Origin of the sequence: Winogradskyella epiphytica (genome assembly GCF_003217215.1) — a bacterium.
Taxonomy (GTDB): domain Bacteria; phylum Bacteroidota; class Bacteroidia; order Flavobacteriales; family Flavobacteriaceae; genus Winogradskyella; species Winogradskyella epiphytica.
On sequence record NZ_QJTD01000001.1, the window covers coordinates 596,038 to 618,618 of the forward strand.

A 22,581-nucleotide genomic window follows, 5' to 3' on the forward strand; every position below is an offset into this window, starting at 1 on the left:
CCGATAGCTCGGAAGCTTTTAAATAAAATTTAAAAGATGTATTTAGAAATTGTATCACCAGAAGCCACATTATTTAGAGGAGACGTTACTTCAGTAACTGTTCCTGGAGTAAATGGTGAGTTTGAAATGTTAACGAATCACGCCCCTATTGTTTCTATCCTTAAAGAAGGACATGTAAAGGTTACTGGTACTAACATTCAATTAGAAGAAGATGTTGAAGCTAAATTCACAAAATCTGATAAAGGTGTTTGGTTAGCTATCAATTCTGGAACCATTGAAATGAAAGATAATAAATTGATCATTTTAGCGGACTAGTACATCGTCTATATAAAACACAAAAGCGCGAAATAATATATTTCGCGCTTTTTTTATGGCCGTATATAGCCTTTACTATACTGTTAATTCCATTTCCAAATTATTAATTCCCAGTGATCATTTTCTTCTATATGACGATCTAAACACTCAAAACCTATGGCTTTATGCGCTTCTAAAGAACGTAAATTCTTAGCATTTACCTCAGTGATTACAGCTTCATATTCATGCTCTAATCCCAATCTATAATTATTGTATAAGTTTCTAAACACACCTTTTCCTCTATACGCTTTATCAACGCATATTTGCCCCATAACGAGATAATGTAATTTAGAGAGCTCCTTAGACTCTAAAACTTTATCTATATAATTAAACATGCCTTCTAATACAGGTACATCCCTTCTGAATCTTTCAAGCATACACAAGGCATAACCAATAACTTGATTCTCTTTTATAGCTATAAAATGTGGACAAGCCTCGTTCATACGTTTAAGAACAGCAAAAGTGTGTTCTACATAAACAAAACCTTCGGTATGTATAAAGTCTTCGGATAGATTTTGCTTTAAATTCAATTTTTGAAGTTCCAAAATCTGTCTTAACTCTGTATCCGTTTCTACTCGCTTATAGATAATTTCACCCATTTTGTATCTAAATAAATCGATAGCTATATAATACTTATACCATTACTGCATCCGTTTTACAGCCTCTAATTCTACCTTCAACTCTTGAAACATGGTTAGAATACTGCTCATTTTTAACTCCTTTTCATCGTATTCTTGAGTATTAATACAACATGTAAATTCCCAAAGTTCTAATACGCTTTCTCTAGGAATTAAATAGGGTTTATAACTTCTGTTATCTGAACTCAGCATCAAGTTTGTAGTATCGCCTTCAGGAATATAAACCCGCTTGTACACCAAACCATCATCTTTAGTTAATACGATATACGTCCGGCCACTTTTTATATCGGCTATGTCTTCAACAAACTTAGCGACTATAAAGGCACCATCTTTTACAGGCAACATAGAATCGCCTTTAATAGGAAATGCTCTATGCGTTCCTGTTGGTAAAAATGGCAATTTAATTTTCTGAAGCTGTTCTATATATTCTGGATCATCGTAACCCGACAAGTAACCTGCCGAAGCTTTTGCTGGTATAATCTCTATCAAATCCTCGTTATCTTCATTTACCGTTACCGGAAACAATACCCGCTTATTCCCTACTTCAATAAACGAAGTGTCTTTTGCCTTGCGCAAATCGTTTTTCACTAAGATGTCAATAGGAATATCAAAGTAATTAGACAAGTCTATTAAACGGTCTATTGGAGGCTCAGAACGCCCTTCTTCATACGACCCCACTATAGAGCGAGTCCAGTTGAGTTCATCTGCAAAACGCTCCTGAGACATCTTCTTTAAAGAGCGCAAATGCTTTATGTTGGCTTGAATTGGTTTCATCTGTTTATATCTACTGTGTTTAATCGGATATACGGTACATCCATATCAGCATTGTCCTTGAGTATTGCGCTTTTGCTTATGAATGTATTCCATGTAATTCCCATAAAAAGGGATGCCGATTTTAAGTTTAACATTTATTACTACAAATATAAGCAATACAAACTACATACAGTAGCTAATTTTACAATCTAGCTTCTTAGCTCTAAAAGCGAAGCGATTTTTTATCAGTTGTCGAACAACAATGTTTCTATTATGTATTTAAATTGTCACACTTATTACAGCCTACGCTATGGCACTATAAAACCAGAGCAATTACTTGCTATAGCTTCAGAAAATGGCGTTCAAACGCTTGCATTAACCGACATTAATAGCACATCTGCCTGCTTGGATGTAATGCGATTATCTAAAAAATATCAGATAAAACCTGTACTTGGTGTCGACTTTAGAAATGGTGTTCAACAGCAGTTTATTCTTATTGCGAAAAACAATCAAGGCTTTCAACATATTAACACCTATTTATCTAAGTTTCTTCATAATCAGAATTTACAAATCCCGGAACGTCCTGATGAAGACTTAGAGGATTGTTTCGTCATTTACCCTTATCAGAACGATAAACATTTCGACCTAAAACCAAATGAATTTTTAGGCATTACTCCTCAAGACCTCAACCGTTTGAAATTTTCAAAATGGAATCAATTCAAACATAAACTCGTGGTTTTAAAAACGGTTTCATTTCAGAATAAAAAAGGATTTAACACGCATCGCTTATTACGTGCTATCGACAATAATACCTTATTAAGTAAACTTCCAAAGTCTGAAGAAGGCAACGAAACCGACCAAATGTTACCTTATAATGACCTCTGTGAAACCTATGCTGAGTTCCCAAAACTGATTAGTAATACTGAAGCACTTTTAGACCACTGTACTGTTCAATTCGATTTAGAAAATGCCGAACCTAAAAACCAAAAATGTCTGACAGAGAATGAGGTTTCAGATTATGAATTATTGAGACAATTAACTTACGATGGTATTCCTTATCGTTACGGAAATGATGTGGATCAAAAAGTGTACGACCGTATTGAAAAAGAACTCGACATTATTAAGCAAAAGAACTTTGTGTCTTACTTTTTAATCAATTGGAAAATTTTAGAATACGCTAGAAGCAAAAACTATTATTATGTTGGCCGTGGTAGTGGTGCCAATAGTATTATTGCTTATCTATTGCGAATTACAGATGTAGATCCTATTGAACTCGATTTATATTTTGAGCGTTTTATTAACTTATTTCGACAAAACCCACCCGATTTTGATATCGATTTTTCCTGGAGAGACCGAGACGATGTCACTAAGTACATTTTCAATACCTTTAAACACACTGCGCTAATTGCGGTTTATAACACCTTTAAATTCCGAGCTTCCATTCGCGAATTAGGGAAAGTGTTTGGTTTACCAAAAACTGAAATAGATAAATTAACGAGAGGAAAATACACTATTTATCAGCTCGATAAGCTATCGCAACTCGTTATTAAATACAGTAAATACATTGAAGGTTTTCCTAATTATTTGGGTATTCACGCCGGTGGTATTTTAATTTCAGAGAAGCCTATTCATTATTACTGTGCCACATTTATGCCTCCAAAAGGCTTTGCCACCACACAATTTGATATGGTTACCGCTGAAGATATTGGCTTGTATAAATTTGATATTTTGAGTCAACGTGGTTTAGGAAAAATTAAGGAAGCCGTTGAAATTATTGATGCCAACTATACAGATCAAGCTCCTATTGATATTCATGATATTAAAGGCTTTAAAACAGACGAACGCATAAAAGACCTCCTCAGAAACGCCAAAGCTATTGGTTGTTTTTATGTAGAATCGCCAGCCATGCGTATGCTGTTAAAAAAACTACAGGTCGATAATTATTTGGGCTTAGTAGCAGCGAGTTCTATTATTAGACCTGGCGTTGCTAAAAGTGGAATGATGCGCGAGTATATTCTGCGTTATCGCTATCCTGAAAAACGTAAAGAGGCACATCCTGTTTTACAAAAGATTATGCCCGAAACCTATGGCATTATGGTCTATCAAGAAGATGTGATTAAAGTAGCCCATCTGTTTGGTGGCTTAGATTTAGGCGAATCCGATATGCTGCGTCGCGGTATGTCTGGTAAATTCAGATCGCGGGAGGAATTTTTAAAAGTGAAGCAAAAATTTTTTGATAATTGTGAAAGAGATGGGAAGCCTCAGGATTTAGTCGCTAATATCTGGAGACAGGTTGAAAGTTTTGCAGGATATGCTTTCGCTAAAGGGCATTCGGCATCTTATGCTGTAGAAAGTTACCAAAGTCTGTTTTTAAAAGCGTATTACCCCCTGGAATATATGACTGCCACTATCAATAATTTTGGTGGGTTTTACGATACCGAATTGTATGTTCACGAAGCTAGAATGCATAACGGTATTATTGAAGCTCCATGTATTAATCAATCCTATACCGAAGCTATTATAAAAGGGAAAACTATTTATTTAGGGTTTATGTTTTTACAGTCTTTAGAAGCTAAAACTATTCAACGGATTCTCAATGAACGCCAATTGAATGGTGCATTTGAATCCCTTCATGATTTTATAGAACGTGTTCCTATTTCTATTGAACAAATTTCTATTCTCATTAAAATAAACGCCTTTCGTTTTACAAAAATCAATAAACGTGAATTGCTTTGGGAAGCGCATTTAAAAATTAGCAAAACGGTGCTAAAAGAAGAGCATATTAGCTTATTTAAAACCGAAAGAATTCATTATAACACACCAGAACTGCCAAGTTCAGAGCTTGAAAATGCTTTCGATTCGATTGAATTATTAGGGTTTTCACTTTGTAATCCATTTAATTTATTAGAAAAACCTTCGATTAGTAATTTACGAGCCAAACACCTCATACAATTAAAAAATAAGCTGATTCGTATTGAAGGTTATCTCATTACCATAAAAAACACCAAAACTACGAATGGAAAAATCATGCATTTTGGAACGTTTTTAGATCGTGATGGTGATTTTTTAGACACAGTTCACTTCCCTCCTGTTGCCGCCAAATATCCTTTTAGAGGAAAAGGAATTTATGAAATTATAGGAAAAGTGATGATGGAGTTTGATTGTGTAACTATTGAAGTTTCAAAATTAGAGCGCTTAGCTATTATTGAAGATCCGAGGTATTCTGAGAAAGCAACTCGCCCTCTACATTTTCTTCCTAAAAGGAAAGAGACTTTGGAAGCGGTTCTCGATACAACGATTTCTTCGCTTTAGCTCCAAAATCGTCACTCGAACTGACCATAGCGTACAGGATATGAACATAAAAACTAGTTCTTGATACAACGAACTGACAGCCTTATTCAACCTGTGCTTGGATTAGGCTTGGCATGACTAGGAATAAATTTCAACATATAACATAAGACAGATTACTAATAATGAACAACAACCGCAATATCGTACATATGGATCTCGACACGTTTTTTGTGTCTTGCGAACGCCTTAAAGACAGTCGGCTTATAGGGAAACCCGTGCTTATTGGTGGTACAAGCGACCGAGGTGTTGTGGCTTCATGCAGTTACGAAGCTCGAAAATTTGGTGTGCATTCTGCTATGCCCATGCGAATGGCTAAACAGTTATGCCCAGAAGCAATTGTACTGAGAGGAAACTCTGGTATTTATACGAAATTCTCTAATGATGTTACTGATGTGATTAAAGAGAACGTTCCGCTTTATGAGAAATCGTCTATAGATGAATTTTACATTGATCTTACAGGGATGGATAAGTTTTTTGGTTGCCATAAATTAGCTTCCGAACTCCGTCAGAGAATCATTAAAGAAACCGGACTTCCTATCTCCTTTGGTTTATCACTTAATAAAACGGTTTCAAAAATAGCCACAGGCGAAGCTAAACCCAATAACGAAATCCGAATACTTTCCGGTACCGAAAAACCTTTTTTAGCACCTCTTTCGGTTAAAAAGATTCCTATGGTGGGTAATGTTACCTATAAATCTTTGTGCGATTTGGGTGTAAAACGCATTCAGACCATACAAGACATGCCTATGGAACTCATGCATAAAGTGCTTGGCAAAAACGGTTTGGTAATTTGGAAAAAAGCCAATGGTATAGACAATTCACCCGTAGTGCAATATCACGAACGCAAGTCTATTTCTACAGAACGTACTTTTGGACAAGACACTACAGATGTTACTAAGCTTAAAGGCTTGGTCATTGCGATGACTGAGAATTTGGCTTATCAGTTGCGTCGTGGCAATAAATTAACAGCCTGCGTTACGTTTAAGATTCGCTATTCCGATTTCCAGACTTATACGCAACAGCAACGTATTCCGTATAGCGCCATGGACCATACACTGATTCCTGTAGTCTTAGATTTATTTAAAAAACTATATAACCGCAGGTTATTAGTTAGGTTAATCGGTGTGCGATTTAGCCATTTAGTAGAAGGCGGACATCAAATTAATTTGTTCGATGACGACGAAATGCACCTCAACCTCTGCAAAGCCATGGATAAAATGCGCGAACGTTATGGCGATCGCGCTGTAATGAGCGCTGCCGGAATGGAAGCTAAATCTATAAGTCGCTGGAATCCTTTTAATGGGGAGCCACCTCCTTTATTGGCTAATCGACGACGTTAGGTTGTGCGGGTTCTTTTGTATACACCCCTATGGTCCCCTCGAGGGGACAATGGTTGCGTTAAACTTTGTGGGTTGTTTCTACATCACACCTCTAAGGTCCCCTCAAGGGGACAACTGTTGCGTTAAACTTTATGGAATGTTTTCTAAATGGGACAACGGTTGTATTAAATTTTATGAGTTGTTTCTATATTACACCCCTGAGGTCCCCTCGAGGGGACAATCGATTATTGAACAATACCGTCTATTCTTTAAGAGGACACTTGTTTGATTAAACTATACGGAAGACTCACTCACAAGCGGACAAGGGTTTGATTGAAACGTACAGAATGTCCCCTTGAGGGGACTATAGGGGTGTTTTTCATGCTTTACAAACCTCATAGCTCTATAATTTGTTCAAGTACTTCGAAGATTTATTAATATCAGAGCCTTCATTCAGTTCTATATTAGCAAGCCTCACCACTTATCCTCTTTTCACGTATGGTTTTGTCTCCCCTAAAGCTTATGGTCAAATTTTGATTAATTAGGAGTAAACCGAAGGTGGGTTGTTCTTTAATAATACACCCCTAAGGTCCCCTCTAGGGGACAATTGTTTGATTTAACTTTACAGAATGTTTTCAAATGGAGACAATTTATGCTTTAGACTTTGTGGGTTGTTCTTTAACAATACACCCCTAAGGTCCCCTCAAGGGGACAACTGTTTGATTTAACTTTACAGAATGTTTTCAAATGGAGACAATTTATGCTTTAGACTTTGTGGGTTGTTCTTTAATATTTAATAATACACCCCTAAGGTCCCCTCAAGGGGACAACTGTTGCGTTAAACTTTGTGAGGTGTTATCTTAGGAAGATAATTTTACATTAAATTTTATGATGGGTTGTTTCCTATATTACACCCCTAAAGTCCCCTCGAGGGGACAATGGTTGCGTTAAAATTTGTGAGGTGTTATCTTAGGAAGATAATTTTATATTAAATTTTGTGATGGGTTGTTTTCTATATTACACCCCTAAGCCCCCCTCTAGGGGACAATTATTCGATTTAAACTATACGGAAGACTCACTCACAAGCGGACAAGGATTTGATTGAAACGTACAGAGTGTCCCCTTGAGGGGACTATAGGGGTGTTTTTAATGTTTTGCAAACTTGTTAAGTTTCAACTTAGTTTATTTCGCACCTAACCAATCTGCTCTGTTGGCTTTCATGCTTTCAGATAATTCATCGAAACTAGACATTGAATACGAAGTGTCTGCATCTAAAGTCATTTTTACAGAGTGACGCTTACCTAGTCTTTCGAAATCTATTCTAACGGTTTCGTTAGGTTTTAATTTATCTAAGATTTTATTGAGATCAGAATTCTCATTGAGTTCTACACTTGCAATCCTTACCAACTTATCCCCTTTTTCAAGTCCGGCATTGTGAGCCGCAGAACCGACTTTCGTGTTGCTTATAATCACTTGATTTCTTAAACGTAAACCGAAGGCTGGTTGATCTGTATTCTGTTTTAATTTGACACCAACAGTTTCAAACAATGTTTTGAAATCTGGCATTTCACTTTTATAGATATACTTATTGAAGAACTGATTTCCGAATTCTTCGCCAGCATATTCATTTAAGGTATGATTTAAATCCTCAATAGTATAATTATTAAAGGTCTTCCCGTAGGTTTTCCAAATCAACTTCATAAAATCGTCGAGGTTTAAACCTTGATTTCTAAGCGACAGGTCTAAAGCTAAGCCTAACATACTTCCATAGGAATAATACGAAATGAATGTATTATCGCGGTTGATATCATCGACCGAGCGTGCTGCATCTACAAATGGTGCTTGGTAGCTCATTTCAATTGGGTTGAAAAACTGACGTCCAGGTGAATTCCATACATAGTTAAAGGTACCTGTCAGTCCTTTTATATAATCTTCTTCTGAAACTAATCCCGCTCTGGTTATGGTTAAATCATCATAATAACTTGTAAAACCTTCAGCAAACCATAGCTCACCACTCATATTGGCTTTTTCAAAATTGAAAGGCTCTAAACTTTTAGGTCTAATGCGTTCTACATTCCAACAATGAAAAAACTCATGAGATACCGTTCCAATATTTCCTTCAATTCCACCATCAGCCAAACTTCTTGTACTTGTTAAAATGGTCGAGTTTCTATGCTCCATACCATCACGAGTGGCATTCGGGATATAGCATCCTATAAAAATATACTCCCCATAGTCGTATTCTGGCAATTCTCCAAAAACCGCTTTTTGTTGTAAGACTACCTTTTTTACATTTTCCCAATAGGTATCAAATTCTTCGGCTGTTCCGTTGTGATGCAAGGCAAATTTTATCGTTTGTCCATCAACATCGAATGAACGCAACATATGATTACTGATTTCTGTAGGACTATCTAAGAAATATTGCAGATTTTCAGCATAGAATTTATGATCTCCTAAAGGTTTTAACTGCGTTGCCACTTTCCAATCGGAACCTTGAGGTACATTAAATTTTATTTCAATGTCATTTTGTGCCAAGTCTGGCACATACATAAAGGTCGCCGGCATATTAAGGTGTGCGTGGGTTTCATCGACTTGCGCATAAGTACCATCACCATGATTTGCGTAAAGTGTATAGGACAAATTAATGGTACCGTCGTGGTTATGCACTTCCCAAGAATAGGGATCTGGTCGTGTGATTTCTAGAGTCTTGCCCTCACTATTTGTGGCCACCACATTATAAACATTCTTAGCAAATTCGTGAATAGCATAACGCCCTGGCGAGGATCGGGACATTCTCATTTCTGTAGCTCCAGGGTTTAAACCCGTGAAGGTTGCTTCAATATGAGCTTCATGATGCACTGCATTTTCAAAAGAAATGGAATAATTAGAGACTCCCTTATTCTGAGCTTGTTTTTCAGTGCTCGTTTCTTGTTTGCAGTTAACTAAACAAAGTAGTGATAGTAGTAAGATTAGGCTTCGCATGCTATAAAAAATTTAAAACCTCCAAGATAGTACTTTTTAATCTTCTACATATTCTAATATATCACTTGGCTGACACTCTAAAGCTTTACAAATAGCCTCTAGAGTTGAAAACCGAATCGCTTTGGCTTTTCCTGTTTTTAAGATAGACAAATTAGCTGTGGTGATACCTACCCGTTCAGCCAGTTCGTTACTTTTCATGCCACGTTTGGCTAGCATAATGTCTAAGTTGACTATAATTGACATGATTATATGGTTAAATCGTTTTCTTGTTTGGCATTTTTTGCCACTTTAAATACTTCACTCAAAACCATAAAAAATAAGCCTAAACATATGAGCATAAGGCTTGGTGTGATTCCTAAATGAATTTTGAATTGTCCCTTAAATAGAAGTTGTGCGACAACAAACAATACTGAGGCAGTAACTCCAACTCCTGAAAGTAAGTATCCTATTTTATAAAAATTTTGAATAACCTGATCATGAAAGGGTTTTACCTTTTGAAAATATCGCAGCGTTTTTCTGAATAGATAAAAACAATAGATTGAAATAAATGCCAAAATTACTGAAAGCAAAGCAAATACCTGAACCGTTATTATAGGTGTTTTTAAGATTGAATAATCTATATCAAATAGGATATCTAAAGCGTCTGGATTGATGAAGATAAAGACTGTAAAAAACAATAGTAATGGTATGGCTGGAATACAAGTTACAATCCAGATAAAATCTACCACACTTTTTAAAACCACTAGTTTTCTCATATTTATATCGTTAAATCGTTTTCTTGTTGAATTAAACTTCCGTTTTGTAATATGTCTGCAACAATATAGAGGCTAAAACCTATGACCATAAGAAGAAAATCTTGGCCTAAATTGCCTAATAGATTAAAGCTTTTAGAATCGTAAAGTATTGAGAAGTCAAACAAAAAACTCAATAATCCCGATACCAAAAATAACTTTCCCCCTGTCTTAAACTGCATCCCACTTTTTAGATTAAAAAAACCTTCTTTTATAATGGTAGATAAACCCTTTTTAACAAATAACAATCCTAAAAAAGTAAATACAGGCAAAACAGTCACAATATATTGGGTATAATTTCCAAACAGAAAACCCTTACTTAACGCACCATATGGTTCCATTATATCTGTTAGAAAAACCACCGCTATGTTCCCAATAAAATAAAGCAGGTAAATTATGATCAACATAATTACAAATACATTTAGATATTTAATTCTTTTCATAACAGAAATATTATCGTTTTACAATAACAAATATATAATAATTATCGAATAACAATAATTATTTATTGAAAAAGGATAATTCTTGTTATTTAAGAGAAGTGTTTTAATAATGAAAATGGTCTCACTATATTTACCAAATGAGCCAGACCTTTGTTACCATTGCTAGATTTCCCTACTCCACAGAAGCTGAAATTATAAAAGGCCGATTAGAGTCGGATGGCATTCAAGTATTTTTAAAAGACAATATTACTATAGATACCGACCCCTTGGTGAGTCAGGCTATTGGTGGCATCAAACTAAAAGTGCTTGCCAAAGACGAAGACAAAGCACGAGAGATATTAGCGTCTATTCAGGCTTATTCTGTAAATGACGATGGTGAACCTATTAGTTGTCCGAATTGTGGTAAGCACCGTATTGAACTATATTCTACCATCACCAATTTTAAATCTTTAGTCTCTTTTATTATTGGATTTATCTCAGGCACATTACCATTTAGTACCCGATATCAATACAAATGTGAAGATTGTCATACAGAATTTCCTATTAAGACTTAAGCACTTCATCATAAGCGCGTTTCAATTTATTAATCACTATTTCCATCTCGTCTTCATTTAAATGCCCGAAGCCAAATCGAATAGCACAGGTGTTTTTATCTTGATATAAAATAGTCTTTGGCAAGAACAGGTCTATTTTCTCAGCTTCTTCTGCTAGTTTCACTAAGGAAATGGTATTCACAAATTGCAGCCATATCGCTAATCCGCCTGATGGCATTTCCCAAGTTAGCTGATCTCCAAAATAGTACTTTAAAAACCAACCTAAGGTATCGCGACGCTGTTTGTAAATGATGATGCTCTTCTTTTTAAGTCGATCTATTTCACCTTCAGAAATCAACTCAGACAACATTTGCTCTTGAATTAAATCGCCCTGCTTATCTAATAATTGCAAATAATTTTCGGCTTCAGAAATGAAGTTTTCGGGAGCTACGACAAAGCCTGTATGGAAGCTTGGAAATAAGGACTGCCCTAATTTGCCTAAATAAATGACCATTCCATTGGCATCTGCACTTGCCATAGGTAACATGGGAGAACCTTCGAACTGAAAATCGTAATCATAATCGTCTTCTATAATCGCGAAGCCATAGGATTTTGCCAACTGCAATAATTGCAAACGTCGCTCTGCACTTAAAGTGATGGTCGTGGGATAATCTCTATTGGCGCAGATATACACGCATCTAATCCTTTTCTTTAGGAAGTGTTTTTTAATATACTCGACATTTAATCCGTCCTCATCTACCGGAATGGTTCTAATGGTCGCGCCCGCTTCTTGGAAAATCATGTTAGAAGCGTAATTACTCAGCTGTCCGACTAAGACCAAATCATTTTGTTTGATGAGTAATTGCGACACCATATAAAGACTCATTTCGGTACTTCGTGTGCTGATAATATTGTTAGGACTAATATGAAAACCCCGTGTGGCATTTAAATAATTACTCAGCTGGGTTTTAAAAACGGAAGGCCTTGAGGCCGAAGTTCGGTTCCATTTATTGATTAGTGGTTTTCGTTTCATGGCAGCACTATACCATCTCGAAAACTGATGTATCGGATGCAAACGCAAATCGGGTTTACCATCGTTAATGGCGTATTTCGCCTTTGTTTCTTCTGCAGTTGAAGCCAAAAGAAATGATTGTTGAAACGGAAATCCTGCTGCTTTTGGGTACTTATAAGCCTGATCTATATGGTGGCTCGTTGCTTTTATCTTTGCTTCGGTCTGTTCTGGCTCTATCACAAAGGTGCCTTTATTCGCTATAATTTCTACCCAACCTTGTGAAGCTAATTCTTCATAAATAGCCACAGCTGTTTTACGATGAACCTCTAATAACTCGCTCAACACCCGAGTACCAGGCAGCTTGCTACCCTTTACTAGATAACCACGTTGTATGGCATTGATGAGTTGTTGTGCGACTTGAATATACACAGGTTGCACAAGAGTTCTATCGAAGGTAATCAGTTGTTTTAGGACTTCGTTAACCGGACTACTTGTCATTTTGAAACTGGACTATTTTTATCGTCCGGAAAGTTACGACATTTGCACCGCTTTTAAAGAAGCAGCGCCCATAAACCATACATTATTTAATCACCCTAATACAAACTATTGCAAAACAACTATTGATGACAACTACAATTAAGCTTTTTATTTTCTTATTCATTTTCGTTTTTAAACTTCAAGCTCAAGAGCCCGTTATAAAAACAGATTCATTACAAGAGGTTGTAATCACCTCCACTCGAATTGATTTGCCATTTAAGGAGAACTCAAGAACCATCACTATTATCTCTTCAGCAGATATTAAAAACAGTGCTGCTATTACGGTTGTAGATTTGTTACAACAATTTGCTGGTGTAGATATTAGACGTCGTGGTACAGGTGGAAGTCAGGCCGATTTATTCATTAGAGGAGGTGGATTTGACCAAACACTCTTATTAATTGACGGTGTAAAAATGGACGATGCGCAAACCGGTCACCATACATTAAACGCAGCCGTACCACTTGAGGTTATTGAGCGTATTGAAATCATTAAAGGCCCTGCCGCTCGTGTTTTTGGACAAAATGCTTTTACAGGTGCTATCAATATTGTTACTAAGTCGCGATTAGACCATTCGGTTTCGGCTCAAATTGAAGCCGGTTCTTTTGGTCAACTTAACGGATCAGTGACTGTTGGAACAGCATTAGAGAACTCATCGCATATTCTTCATGTTGGAAAAATGACGTCTGAAGGTTATAAAGCCAATACGGATTATGATAACACGAATTACTTCTTGAAAAGTGTATTCAACAAAAACAAACAAGCCATTGAAATGATAACGACGTTTTCTGAACGTAAGTTTGGTGCTGAGCATTTCTACACGACTAATCCCGCCTTTGAAGAGTATGAAGAAACTCAGAATAGTTTAATTGCTTTCAGCACCACATTCCAAACTGGGAAGTTTAAAATTCAACCACGTATCTATTGGAAACGCAACCAAGATATCTTTCTTTTAAAGCGATTTGAACCTAATTTCTTCAGAAATGTTCACCTATCTAACAAAATTGGAGCGGAAGCTAATGCTTCATACACTTCGGAATTAGGTGTTACAGGTTTTGGCGTGGATGTATCTAAAGTCTATCTAAGAAGTAATAATTTAGGCGATCGCCATCGTTTTATGACGACGCTATTTTTAGAGCACAGGTTTCAGTTTGCCGATGATCGTTTAGATATTACACCTGGTGTTGCTATGACTTATTTTTCAGATTTCAAATTTAATGCCTTTCCTGGATTAGATGTTGGGTTTGCTATTACCGACCATTTAAAAGCCTACGGAAATATTGGGTTCACTTATAGAATCCCTACCTATACCGACTTATATTATAGCGATCCTAGAACGAATGGTAATGCCGATTTAGAACCAGAAGAAGCCTTTGCTCAAGAAATAGGACTAAAGTATAGCTCTACAAGAATCAACGCTAGTGTTTCCGTTTTTAATAGAGACGCCAAGAACCTTATTGATTATATCAGACCAAATACAACTGAAGAAATCTTTACAGCGACCAATATTGCTGAAGTTAATACGAAAGGTGCCGAACTTGATATTGCTTATCATTTCACATTGAATGATTATAAACAAACTTTGGCCTTTGGTTATGCCTTTTTGGAAGACGATATTTTAGAGCAGAATGAATCGCTGTCGCGTTATTCTTTAAACACTTTGAAACATCATTATACCACACGTTTAAGTACTCAATTATTTAAAAACATCAGTCAGAATATCATTTATAAGTATGCGGAGCGCACCACGGGTGACACCTATAATGTTTGGGATGCTTCGATAGTCATGAACTTGAAACAGGTAGAACTTTCGGTAACTGCTAGCAATATTTTTGATGCGGATTATATCGAATCGGGATTCTCACCTATGCCACCGAGCAACGTATTATTTGGAATGCGTTATAACTTCTAGTTAGTTGGTTTAGACGACGCAAGCTTGGTCAGTTGCACATCACCTTCTTATCAACATACTTGCAAGTCTATCATTTAGCAAGCCCTATTGGTGTTATTCACTTGTAGGGCTTTGTTATACTTATATAGCAGAACGACGGTTTAACACCCTTTCGTTGATTGGGTTCTCAATTTTTAAGTTCCTTTAGCCTTTTCAGAAGGTCTATGCCTTTGATGGTTTTTGTTTTCGGTATCTGTCTTTTTTTCATTTGGATTCTCGGCCATCGTCTTTCTGTATAAGGTCTTTTTATTTCTTCACATGGAATGAATTCCATAGTTCCCATAGGGCTTATACGGAGTTACTATGGAGTATCCTCAAGGTATATACGCTATACATACGCTATACCTATATAGCATCTCGCTGATTTATAAGGATTTAGCGTTTAGTTAAAATGACTTCAAAATGAGCTTGATTTGACAGTTAAGTGGGTTATTTAGGTGTTGTTTCAAACCCTTCTTACTGCTATGGCACTGGTATAGTTGTGCTTCGCTCTCTGCTGCCTATTTCGGCCGTTTTGCATCCGTTTCATTCGCCCTTCAACAAGAGCAATTCTTAATTTTTTGCAAAGTTCAATTCCATTTCCTTAGCTTTACTTAATTTTGTCGGCTAAATCATTTGTCATTTGAAACTCAATCTTGAAGACATACCTCGTGTAAAGAACATTTCTAAGGACGATTTTATAAAGCACTATTTCAAGCCTCAGAAACCTGTGGTTATAGAGCAGTTTATAGAAGATTGGCCGGCTTATAGTAAATGGAGTTTGGACTATATGAAGGAAGTGGCTGGCGACAAAACCGTTCCGCTTTACGACGATAGACCCGTAGACTATAAGGATGGATTTAACGAAGCCCATGCCACCATGAAGATGAGTGAGTATGTGGATTTGCTAAAGCGTGAACCTACCAAATACCGCATCTTTCTTTGGAATATTTTAAAGGAAGTGCCTCAGCTTCAAAAGGATTATTCCTATCCTGATTTTGGCCTTCGACTTATGAAAGGCTTACCAATGTTGTTCTTTGGAGGGAAGGATTCCTATACTTTTATGCATTACGATATTGACTTGGCGAATATTTTCCACTTTCATTTTGAAGGAAAAAAGCAATGCATTTTATTTGACCAAGACCAGAACGATTATTTGTATAAGGTCCCGCATTCGTTAATTACAAGAGAAGATATCGATTTTAACGATCCTGATTTTGAAAAATGGCCTGCTCTAAAAAAGGCCAAAGGTTGGGTTTGTGAATTGAACCATGGAGAGGTGCTGTATATGCCCGAAGGTTATTGGCACTATATGCGTTATATCACACCTGGATTTTCTATGAGTTTACGCGCTATTGCTCGAAATCCTAAAAATTTAGGCAAAGCGATTTACAACGTTTTTATCATGCGAAGTATTGATAATGTGATGCGCCGTATAAAGGGTCAGAAATGGATTGATTGGAAAAACGAGAAGGCTATTAGCAACACCCATCGTTTCAACTAAATTTCTCATATTAAATAGAATAGTATTTGTATATTTGCCCTCATTTTTAAAAATATAAACATGAAAAAATTAGTATTAATAGCAGCGTTGATCGCTTTTAGTTTTGGACATTCACAAGCTTTTATTGGTGAAGGTGATAATAAGTTTCAAGTTGGTGCCAACATTCAAGATAATGGAACAGGTGTAAATATTTCTTACGACTACGGTATTGGCGCGAATATGTCTATTGGTCTTTCTACGTCTTACGCTTTAGGAATTCCTGAAGAATTAAAAAATGATATTGAACTTAATGACGGAACAACACAGGATAAAGCTAGCTTTATCGATCGTTATGATTTAAAAGCTCGTTTTAACGCGAATATTGGTAACATTCTTAATATTGATGAGAATTTCGATTTTTATCCTGGTTTAAACTTAGGATTAAAGAACTTTGGTGCGCATCTTGGTGCTCGTTATTTCTTTTCGGAAGGCTTTGGTTTGTATACGGAGTTAAACCTTCCTATAGCCAAATACAATACTGATCACTTATCGCCTGCTGAAAAATTACACAATCAGTTTACGGTAAATATTGGAGCGTCTTTTAATATATAAGACCTCTTCTTAACCTATATCATGAAGCCCTTTCGTATTTGAGAGGGCTTTTTTTTGGGCTGATTTGTTTGGGCTGTGCTTAACGTGAAATTATAGTTCCCGTTGACTTTATGTAGATTTTTAAGAGCAGGCTTTTCTGGAGTTAAAAGTGCTATGACTTAATTGAGATACTCATTTAGTTTATCGTAGACCAGGTGAGATTCCCAGCCGCGATACAGGAGGTAGTCCGCTACTTTTTTCTTCTTTTTATACTTATCCTTTTCTTTGACTTGTTCTATACGTTTTTGAACTAATTCGTCTAAGGTTTTATAATAATCGTCTAGATCAATTTCTTTTAGGGCTGCATCTATACTGTATTTTGAAATCTCTCTGAATTTGAGTTCTCTAAGCAGTCTGTTTTTTCCCCATTTTTTAATTCTGAATTTCCCACTGACGAAGGCTTTAGCAAAACGTTCTTCATTGAGGAAGTTATGCTGAATTAAATGCACCATAATATTATCTATAGCCTCCGGAATCATGCGCATATTCTCGAGCTTTTGTCGTACTTCTTTATGGCAGCGTTCTTGGTAAGCGCAGTAGCTTTCTAGTTTTCTTTTAGCCTCTTCAACCGAATATGTTTTATGTGTCTGCATTAGCCCAAAAATACAATAGATCAGGGGAATTTGAGAGTTTTTTCTAGGTGTACATTATTTAATTGTTAATAATGCCCATTTCCCGTGGTATTGTATGTCCCGAAAACACAAGGGGTTACGAGTAAGAGTCTAAGAATCATGGCTTTATTGTTCATAAAATTAATTTTCACAACATCCTGATACGCAAGGAGTTTCGTATATTTGTAGTCCGACCCCTATTAATAATACCCTTATGATGAAGAAATACTCCCTTATATTTTTGGCATTTCTATGCTTTAGTTGGTCTGGTTATGGGCAGACTGAAATTTTTAATTTAGCTGGAGGCGGTGTGTTTCCTGCAGACTGGACTGGCACCAATAATGTAACTGGTCGACCTATTGACGAAAGCACTTATTACCATTTGCAACCCGGAAATCCTGGTGATATAATTGAAACCGCTAGCTATAATTTAAGCGCTTATACAAGCGCAACTTTTGAAGTCGATATTAGATCCTATGGTAGTGGGGAACACAGTGCTCTCTTAGTTGAAGTTTCAACCGATGGAGGTGCAACTTTTACGCAATCTTATACTACTCCTGTTACTACTACAGAATATGCAACACATACAATTAACATCCCTACAGTTTCAGCAAATACTGTATTAAGATTATCTGTAAATTCCTTCACAGGAAAAGGCATTCGTTTACGGAATTTAGTTTTGACTGCTTTTGGTGCTTCAGGACCCACTATCACAACATCACCCACTGCCCTTACCGGTTTAGATTATGTTGAAACTTTAGGTCCTTCAGCAGAGCAAACTTTTAATGTGCAAGGGGTTTTATTAACAAATGACATTACATTAAGCGCACCTACAAATTTTGAGATTTCTACTACCTCTGGAAGTGGTTTTGGACCTACAATCACCTTAACAGAAAGTGGTGGAACTGTAAATACTACAACGATTTACACAAGGTTAATAGCTGGTTTAACAGTCAATACATACATTGGAGATATTACTGCGACAAGTGCTGGCGCAACAACTAAAACAGTTTCATTAGAGGGAATAGTAACCTTAACAGGAGGTAGTAATTGTAATGAGCTTTTTATTTCGGAATACGTAGAAGGCTCAGGTAACAATAAATATATTGAGATTTATAATCCAACAAATGCTGTAATAAACATATCCGGATATTCATTAGCCTTGTACTCAAATGGTAGCGCATCACCCTCCTCAACACAAGCCTTAAGTGGCACTATTCCTCCGTATGGAACTATTGTGTATGCTAATTCTAGCGCAAATATTTACACGGGAGCAGTAACAACTACAAGCGTTTGTAATTTTAATGGAGATGATGCCATTGCTCTTCTAAATGGTTCATCTTATATAGATATCATTGGAACCATTGGCGAAGACCCTGGATCCGCTTGGACAGGTTCAGACGGTCGCTCTACTGAAAATAAAACAATTAGACGAAATTCGAGTGTGCAGAATGGTGTTTCCTCAAATCCTGTTACTGGTTTTCCAACCTTCAACTCAGAATGGGAAGTTTATAATCAAGATGATATTTCAGGTTTAGGAGCTCATCTTAGTGATTGCGAGGTTCCAAGTCCGGAACTACAATTAGTCGATGAGTCAGGAGATAGCCAAAGTTGTGGCTACACTATAGATTTTGGAGACACAGGAAGCAACTTTGATAACCCGGAAACTACTTTTGATATCAAAAATGTTGGCACCGAAGACTTAGTCGTTAGTGCACTTAACCTATCCGGTACAAATGCCGGAGAATTTTCAATAATTTCTCCTGTAGGTGGATTTACGGTATCACCAGGTGGTACGCAAACGGTAACCATTCAATTTACACCCACCTCTAATGGTTATAAGACCGCAGAACTAACTATCTCGAATAATGACTCTAATGAGGGCACATGTGTAGTTAATCTTACAGGAAACGGTGTACCCCCTACTCCGGAGATACGAGTGGAAACTAACTCTGGAAACAACATTCCTAATGGTGCAGGGATTGCTGTTGCCTATAACAATACTTTTGCAGCCACAATAGAGGGACAAACCTCTGCTTCCAAAACCTACTTTATTGTTAATTTAGGTACTGGAAATCTAGATCTAAGCAGTATAACTGTATCTACAACAGAATTTACAATCATAAGTAATCCAGCACCAACAACCTTGGCTCCTGGAGACTCTGCTCCTGTCACAATAGTATTTAACCCCTCTTCTCCAGGTGTAAAAAATGCTATTGTAACTATTAATAATAATGACGTAACTCCGTATACCTTCGCGGTTAGAGGAACTGGTATTTGTGGTTCGAGCACTATGATTTCAACACCAAATTCCGGACCTGTTGGAACTGTAATTACTTTAACAGATAATAGTACTGATATTAGTACTGCAACAGTCACTTTAAACGGCACTGCTTTAGCCACAACAGTTATTAACACAAATGAAATTGAGGTTATTGTACCAGCCGGTGCTCAAACGGGAAATCTTGTAATAACAAATAATTTTGGATGTTCTAGTTCGTTTCTCTTTAATGTTATTGACAAGCAAATTGGTGGTTGTGAAGGCAGCGCAACTTTAACAGATATATTTATTAGTGAAGTTACAGATGCCACCTTAGGAGGATTGACCTATATCGAACTTTATAACGGAACCGGCAGCACAGTGAACCTTTCCGACTATTCTATAGGTATTTATAATAATGGGGATGCAACACCAATTAACACAGTTAATTTAACCGGGAGCATGGCACACAATACCACTTTTGTTGTAGCCATTGGTGCCACAACTAATCCATCGACCAATAATAGTTGTCCTGTAAATGGCAATGGAGAATTAGCAGACCAAGTATTTTATGTAGGAGGCATAAATATGACGTTTGATGAACATGATGCCCTTCGTTTATTGAAATCATCGGGAACTGTAGTTGTTGATGCTTTTGGTGTTTATGAAAGTAATAATTGGATGGATAGCGTTCATACTCCAATTTCAGGAGATCGTGGTTTTAACTTTAGACGATTAAATACAGCAAGCCCCTTGCCAAATCCAACCTTTGACGATAACAATTGGTTAATTATTGATTGGGCTGGCAAAGGTGCAAGTTCCTGTGGTGGGAATGATTATTCAGACATCGGGACATATGATTTTTCTACGGGTGTACCACCCTCTATTACTGCACAGCCTAACCTACCTACAACGAATTGTGATATTACAGCATCAATTAGTGTAACTGCTGAAGAAGGCTTTACAGGAGGAAACCCATTAACCTACCAATGGTATTATAGTGCTCCAGGAGATTCTGGATGGACCGAGGTAAGCAATGGCGCCCTGTATAGTGGTGCTACTGCTAGTACTCTAGATATATTAGACGCTATAAACCTTAATGATTACCAATACTACTGCCAAGTTAGAGAGGATTCAAACACCTGTTATACCGCTAGTAATGCCGTAAGATTACATATAGAACGTACCGTTTGGGATGGCAGCAGTTGGTCTAACTCCGCTCCGGATATTAATACAATCGCTTATTTAGATGGAAATTATACGACTAGTACTGATGGTAGCTTTAGTGCTTGTCAGTTAATCATAAATGCAGGAAACACCTTAAACGTAGGCGATGGTGATTATGTAAATGTAAATTTAAATGTCACCAACAATGGGACGTTTCACATAGAAAACAATGGGTCCTTAGTACAGATAGATGATTCTGGAGTAAATACAGGTAATATAAGCATGTTACGAGACACACAAATCAGACGTTTGGATTATGTCTATTGGTCGTCGCCCGTTAGTGGATTTAATGTGAATAACATTTCTCCAGGCTCCCCAACGAGTCTTATTTTTAGATGGGGTCCAACGACTGCTAATGCCAATAGCACGCAAGGAGATTGGGTTCCTGCTGCTGGGGAAATCATGGCACCTGGGGTTGGTTATATTGTAAGAGGTCCTAGCTCGTATACCAATACAGCTGCAGTATATACTGCGGAATTTAATAATGGGGTTCCGTTTAATGGTTTGATTACACTTAATGTTTCGAGAGGTGACATCTCTGCAAACGAAGATGATGATTGGAACTTATTAGGCAACCCTTATCCGTCTGCGATTAACGCCATAGAATTCCTTAACAACTCTGTTAATACTTCAGTATTAGATGGTTTTGTAAATATTTGGACGCATGGTAACTTACCATCTAATGCCTACGCAGATCCTTTTTATCAAGACTTTGTATATAATTATACTGCGAATGACTATATAACCTATAACGCATCAGGAACATCCTCTGGTCCTTCCACTTTTAACGGCAATATCGCTGCTGGGCAAGGCTTTATGGTAAACATGAAAAATGGTTCTGCTGCTACCCAGCAAATTGAGTTTAGAAACGATATGCGCGATAAAAGCTACGACAACTCCCAATTCTATAGAAATGGCGGTACAGAAAAACACCGCGTTTGGTTAGATTTAATATCCGAAAACCAGTCATCAGCCCGTATTTTAGTCGGCTATGTAGAAAATGCAACGCATCAGCGTGATCGTTTATATGATGCCATTACAGATAATCAAAATTTTTATTCCCTAATTAACAATGAGAAATTTGTTATTCAAGGAAGAGGCTTACCATTTACAGATACAGATGTTATTCCTTTGGGAGTTAATATTACTAAACAAGGCAACCATACAATCGCTATTGCATTTGTAGATGGTTTATTCGAAACTGAAAATCAAACCGTGTACCTAAAGGATAACGTGTTGGGTATTGTGCATAATTTAAACGAAAATCCTTATTCGTTCAATTCAGATATCGGCGAATTCAATGATCGTTTTGAGATTGTGTTTAATCCTATTTCTTTATCTATTGATGATCCATTCATAGATTCCAACGCGATTAGTATTATTGAATTTCCGAATGGTGATGTTCAATTTAGTGTTGCTAAGCATCATAGTATTAAACATGTTGAAATTTTAGATGTTACCGGACGTCGTGTTTATAATTTGAAAGGTCGTAGTTCGGTAGAGGTTTATGATTTGTCTAATTTGAGTCAGGCTGCTTATATTGCGAAAATTACGTTGTCTAATGGGCAGGTGATTAGCAAAAAGGCGGTGAAACAGCGGTAGGTTCTTTGGGGTTTTGGTTGTTCCCCCCAAAAAAAATGGGTGGATGGTGGTTTGAATTTTAATGTTGTTAATTTGTTTATTAATATGTCTCTATTAATATGTTGCT

16 protein-coding genes are annotated in these 22,581 nt (G+C 36.8%); 8 read left to right on the plus strand and 8 right to left on the minus strand.

The window, feature by feature from the left end:
* The first annotated feature begins 36 nt into the window (after positions 1–36).
* On the plus strand, positions 37–315 hold the full coding sequence (locus DFQ11_RS02605) for a F0F1 ATP synthase subunit epsilon (RefSeq protein WP_110474051.1): 279 nt from the start codon (positions 37–39) through the stop codon (positions 313–315).
* An 83-nt stretch (positions 316–398) separates the two neighbouring features.
* Here DFQ11_RS02605 and DFQ11_RS02610 read toward each other — a convergent pair whose 3' ends face one another.
* Both DFQ11_RS02610 and DFQ11_RS02615 read right to left on the minus strand, forming a co-directional pair.
* A complete protein-coding gene (locus tag DFQ11_RS02610) occupies positions 399–953 on the minus strand; it encodes a GNAT family N-acetyltransferase (RefSeq protein WP_110474052.1) in 555 nt (184 codons plus the stop codon).
* 42 nt (positions 954–995) lie between these two features.
* Entirely contained in the window at positions 996–1,766 is a 771-nt protein-coding gene (locus DFQ11_RS02615) for an XRE family transcriptional regulator (RefSeq protein WP_110474053.1), read from the minus strand.
* A gap of 252 nt (positions 1,767–2,018) precedes the next feature.
* Here DFQ11_RS02615 and DFQ11_RS02620 point away from each other — a divergent pair, with 252 nt between their 5' ends.
* Both DFQ11_RS02620 and dinB read left to right on the plus strand, forming a co-directional pair.
* On the plus strand, positions 2,019–5,057 hold the full coding sequence (locus tag DFQ11_RS02620) for a DNA polymerase III subunit alpha (RefSeq protein ID WP_110474054.1): 3,039 nt from the start codon (positions 2,019–2,021) through the stop codon (positions 5,055–5,057).
* A 161-nt stretch (positions 5,058–5,218) separates the two neighbouring features.
* Complete coding sequence (gene dinB / locus DFQ11_RS02625) at positions 5,219–6,436, plus strand: DNA polymerase IV (RefSeq protein WP_110474055.1); 1,218 nt, start codon at positions 5,219–5,221, stop codon at positions 6,434–6,436.
* A gap of 1,161 nt (positions 6,437–7,597) precedes the next feature.
* On the opposite strand, the gene DFQ11_RS02630 is transcribed toward dinB, so the two are convergent.
* Genes DFQ11_RS02630 through DFQ11_RS02645 form a run of 4 tightly spaced genes read right to left on the minus strand, consistent with a single transcriptional unit; the run spans position 7,598 to position 10,631 of the window.
* The gene (locus tag DFQ11_RS02630; RefSeq protein WP_110474056.1) at positions 7,598–9,397 is read right to left on the minus strand and encodes a M61 family metallopeptidase; all 1,800 of its coding nucleotides are present in this window, start codon (positions 9,395–9,397) and stop codon (positions 7,598–7,600) included.
* A gap of 36 nt (positions 9,398–9,433) precedes the next feature.
* Positions 9,434–9,640 carry a helix-turn-helix domain-containing protein gene (locus DFQ11_RS02635; RefSeq protein ID WP_110474057.1) on the minus strand — a complete coding sequence of 69 codons (207 nt, stop codon included), beginning with the start codon at positions 9,638–9,640 and terminating at the stop codon, positions 9,434–9,436.
* 2 nt (positions 9,641–9,642) lie between these two features.
* Complete coding sequence (locus DFQ11_RS02640; RefSeq protein WP_110474058.1) at positions 9,643–10,152, minus strand: DUF2975 domain-containing protein; 510 nt, start codon at positions 10,150–10,152, stop codon at positions 9,643–9,645.
* Positions 10,153–10,154: 2 nt separating this feature from the next.
* Entirely contained in the window at positions 10,155–10,631 is a 477-nt protein-coding gene (locus tag DFQ11_RS02645; protein ID WP_110474059.1) for a DUF2975 domain-containing protein, read from the minus strand.
* A 137-nt stretch (positions 10,632–10,768) separates the two neighbouring features.
* On the opposite strand from DFQ11_RS02645, the gene DFQ11_RS02650 reads away from it, so the two are divergent.
* The gene (locus DFQ11_RS02650) at positions 10,769–11,185 is read left to right on the plus strand and encodes a putative signal transducing protein (RefSeq protein ID WP_110474060.1); all 417 of its coding nucleotides are present in this window, start codon (positions 10,769–10,771) and stop codon (positions 11,183–11,185) included.
* On the opposite strand, the gene DFQ11_RS02655 is transcribed toward DFQ11_RS02650, so the two are convergent.
* Positions 11,175–12,674 carry an aminotransferase-like domain-containing protein gene (locus DFQ11_RS02655; protein ID WP_110474061.1) on the minus strand — a complete coding sequence of 500 codons (1,500 nt, stop codon included), beginning with the start codon at positions 12,672–12,674 and terminating at the stop codon, positions 11,175–11,177. The two genes, DFQ11_RS02650 and DFQ11_RS02655, sit on opposite strands and share 11 nt — an antisense overlap.
* Positions 12,675–12,799: 125 nt before the next feature.
* Between DFQ11_RS02655 and DFQ11_RS02660 the strand changes: the two genes are divergently transcribed.
* The 3 genes from DFQ11_RS02660 (at position 12,800) to DFQ11_RS02670 (ending at position 16,736) form a co-directional block, all read left to right on the plus strand.
* Entirely contained in the window at positions 12,800–14,623 is a 1,824-nt protein-coding gene (locus DFQ11_RS02660) for a TonB-dependent receptor (RefSeq protein ID WP_110474062.1), read from the plus strand.
* Positions 14,624–15,284: 661 nt separating this feature from the next.
* Entirely contained in the window at positions 15,285–16,145 is an 861-nt protein-coding gene (locus tag DFQ11_RS02665; protein ID WP_110474063.1) for a cupin-like domain-containing protein, read from the plus strand.
* A 60-nt stretch (positions 16,146–16,205) separates the two neighbouring features.
* A complete protein-coding gene (locus DFQ11_RS02670; RefSeq protein ID WP_110474064.1) occupies positions 16,206–16,736 on the plus strand; it encodes a DUF6646 family protein in 531 nt (176 codons plus the stop codon).
* Positions 16,737–16,894: 158 nt separating this feature from the next.
* On the opposite strand, the gene DFQ11_RS02675 is transcribed toward DFQ11_RS02670, so the two are convergent.
* Positions 16,895–17,368 carry a regulatory protein RecX gene (locus DFQ11_RS02675; RefSeq protein WP_110474065.1) on the minus strand — a complete coding sequence of 158 codons (474 nt, stop codon included), beginning with the start codon at positions 17,366–17,368 and terminating at the stop codon, positions 16,895–16,897.
* Positions 17,369–17,600: 232 nt separating this feature from the next.
* On the opposite strand from DFQ11_RS02675, the gene DFQ11_RS02680 reads away from it, so the two are divergent.
* Entirely contained in the window at positions 17,601–22,475 is a 4,875-nt protein-coding gene (locus DFQ11_RS02680; RefSeq protein ID WP_110474066.1) for a choice-of-anchor D domain-containing protein, read from the plus strand.
* Positions 22,476–22,581: the final 106 nt, after the last annotated feature.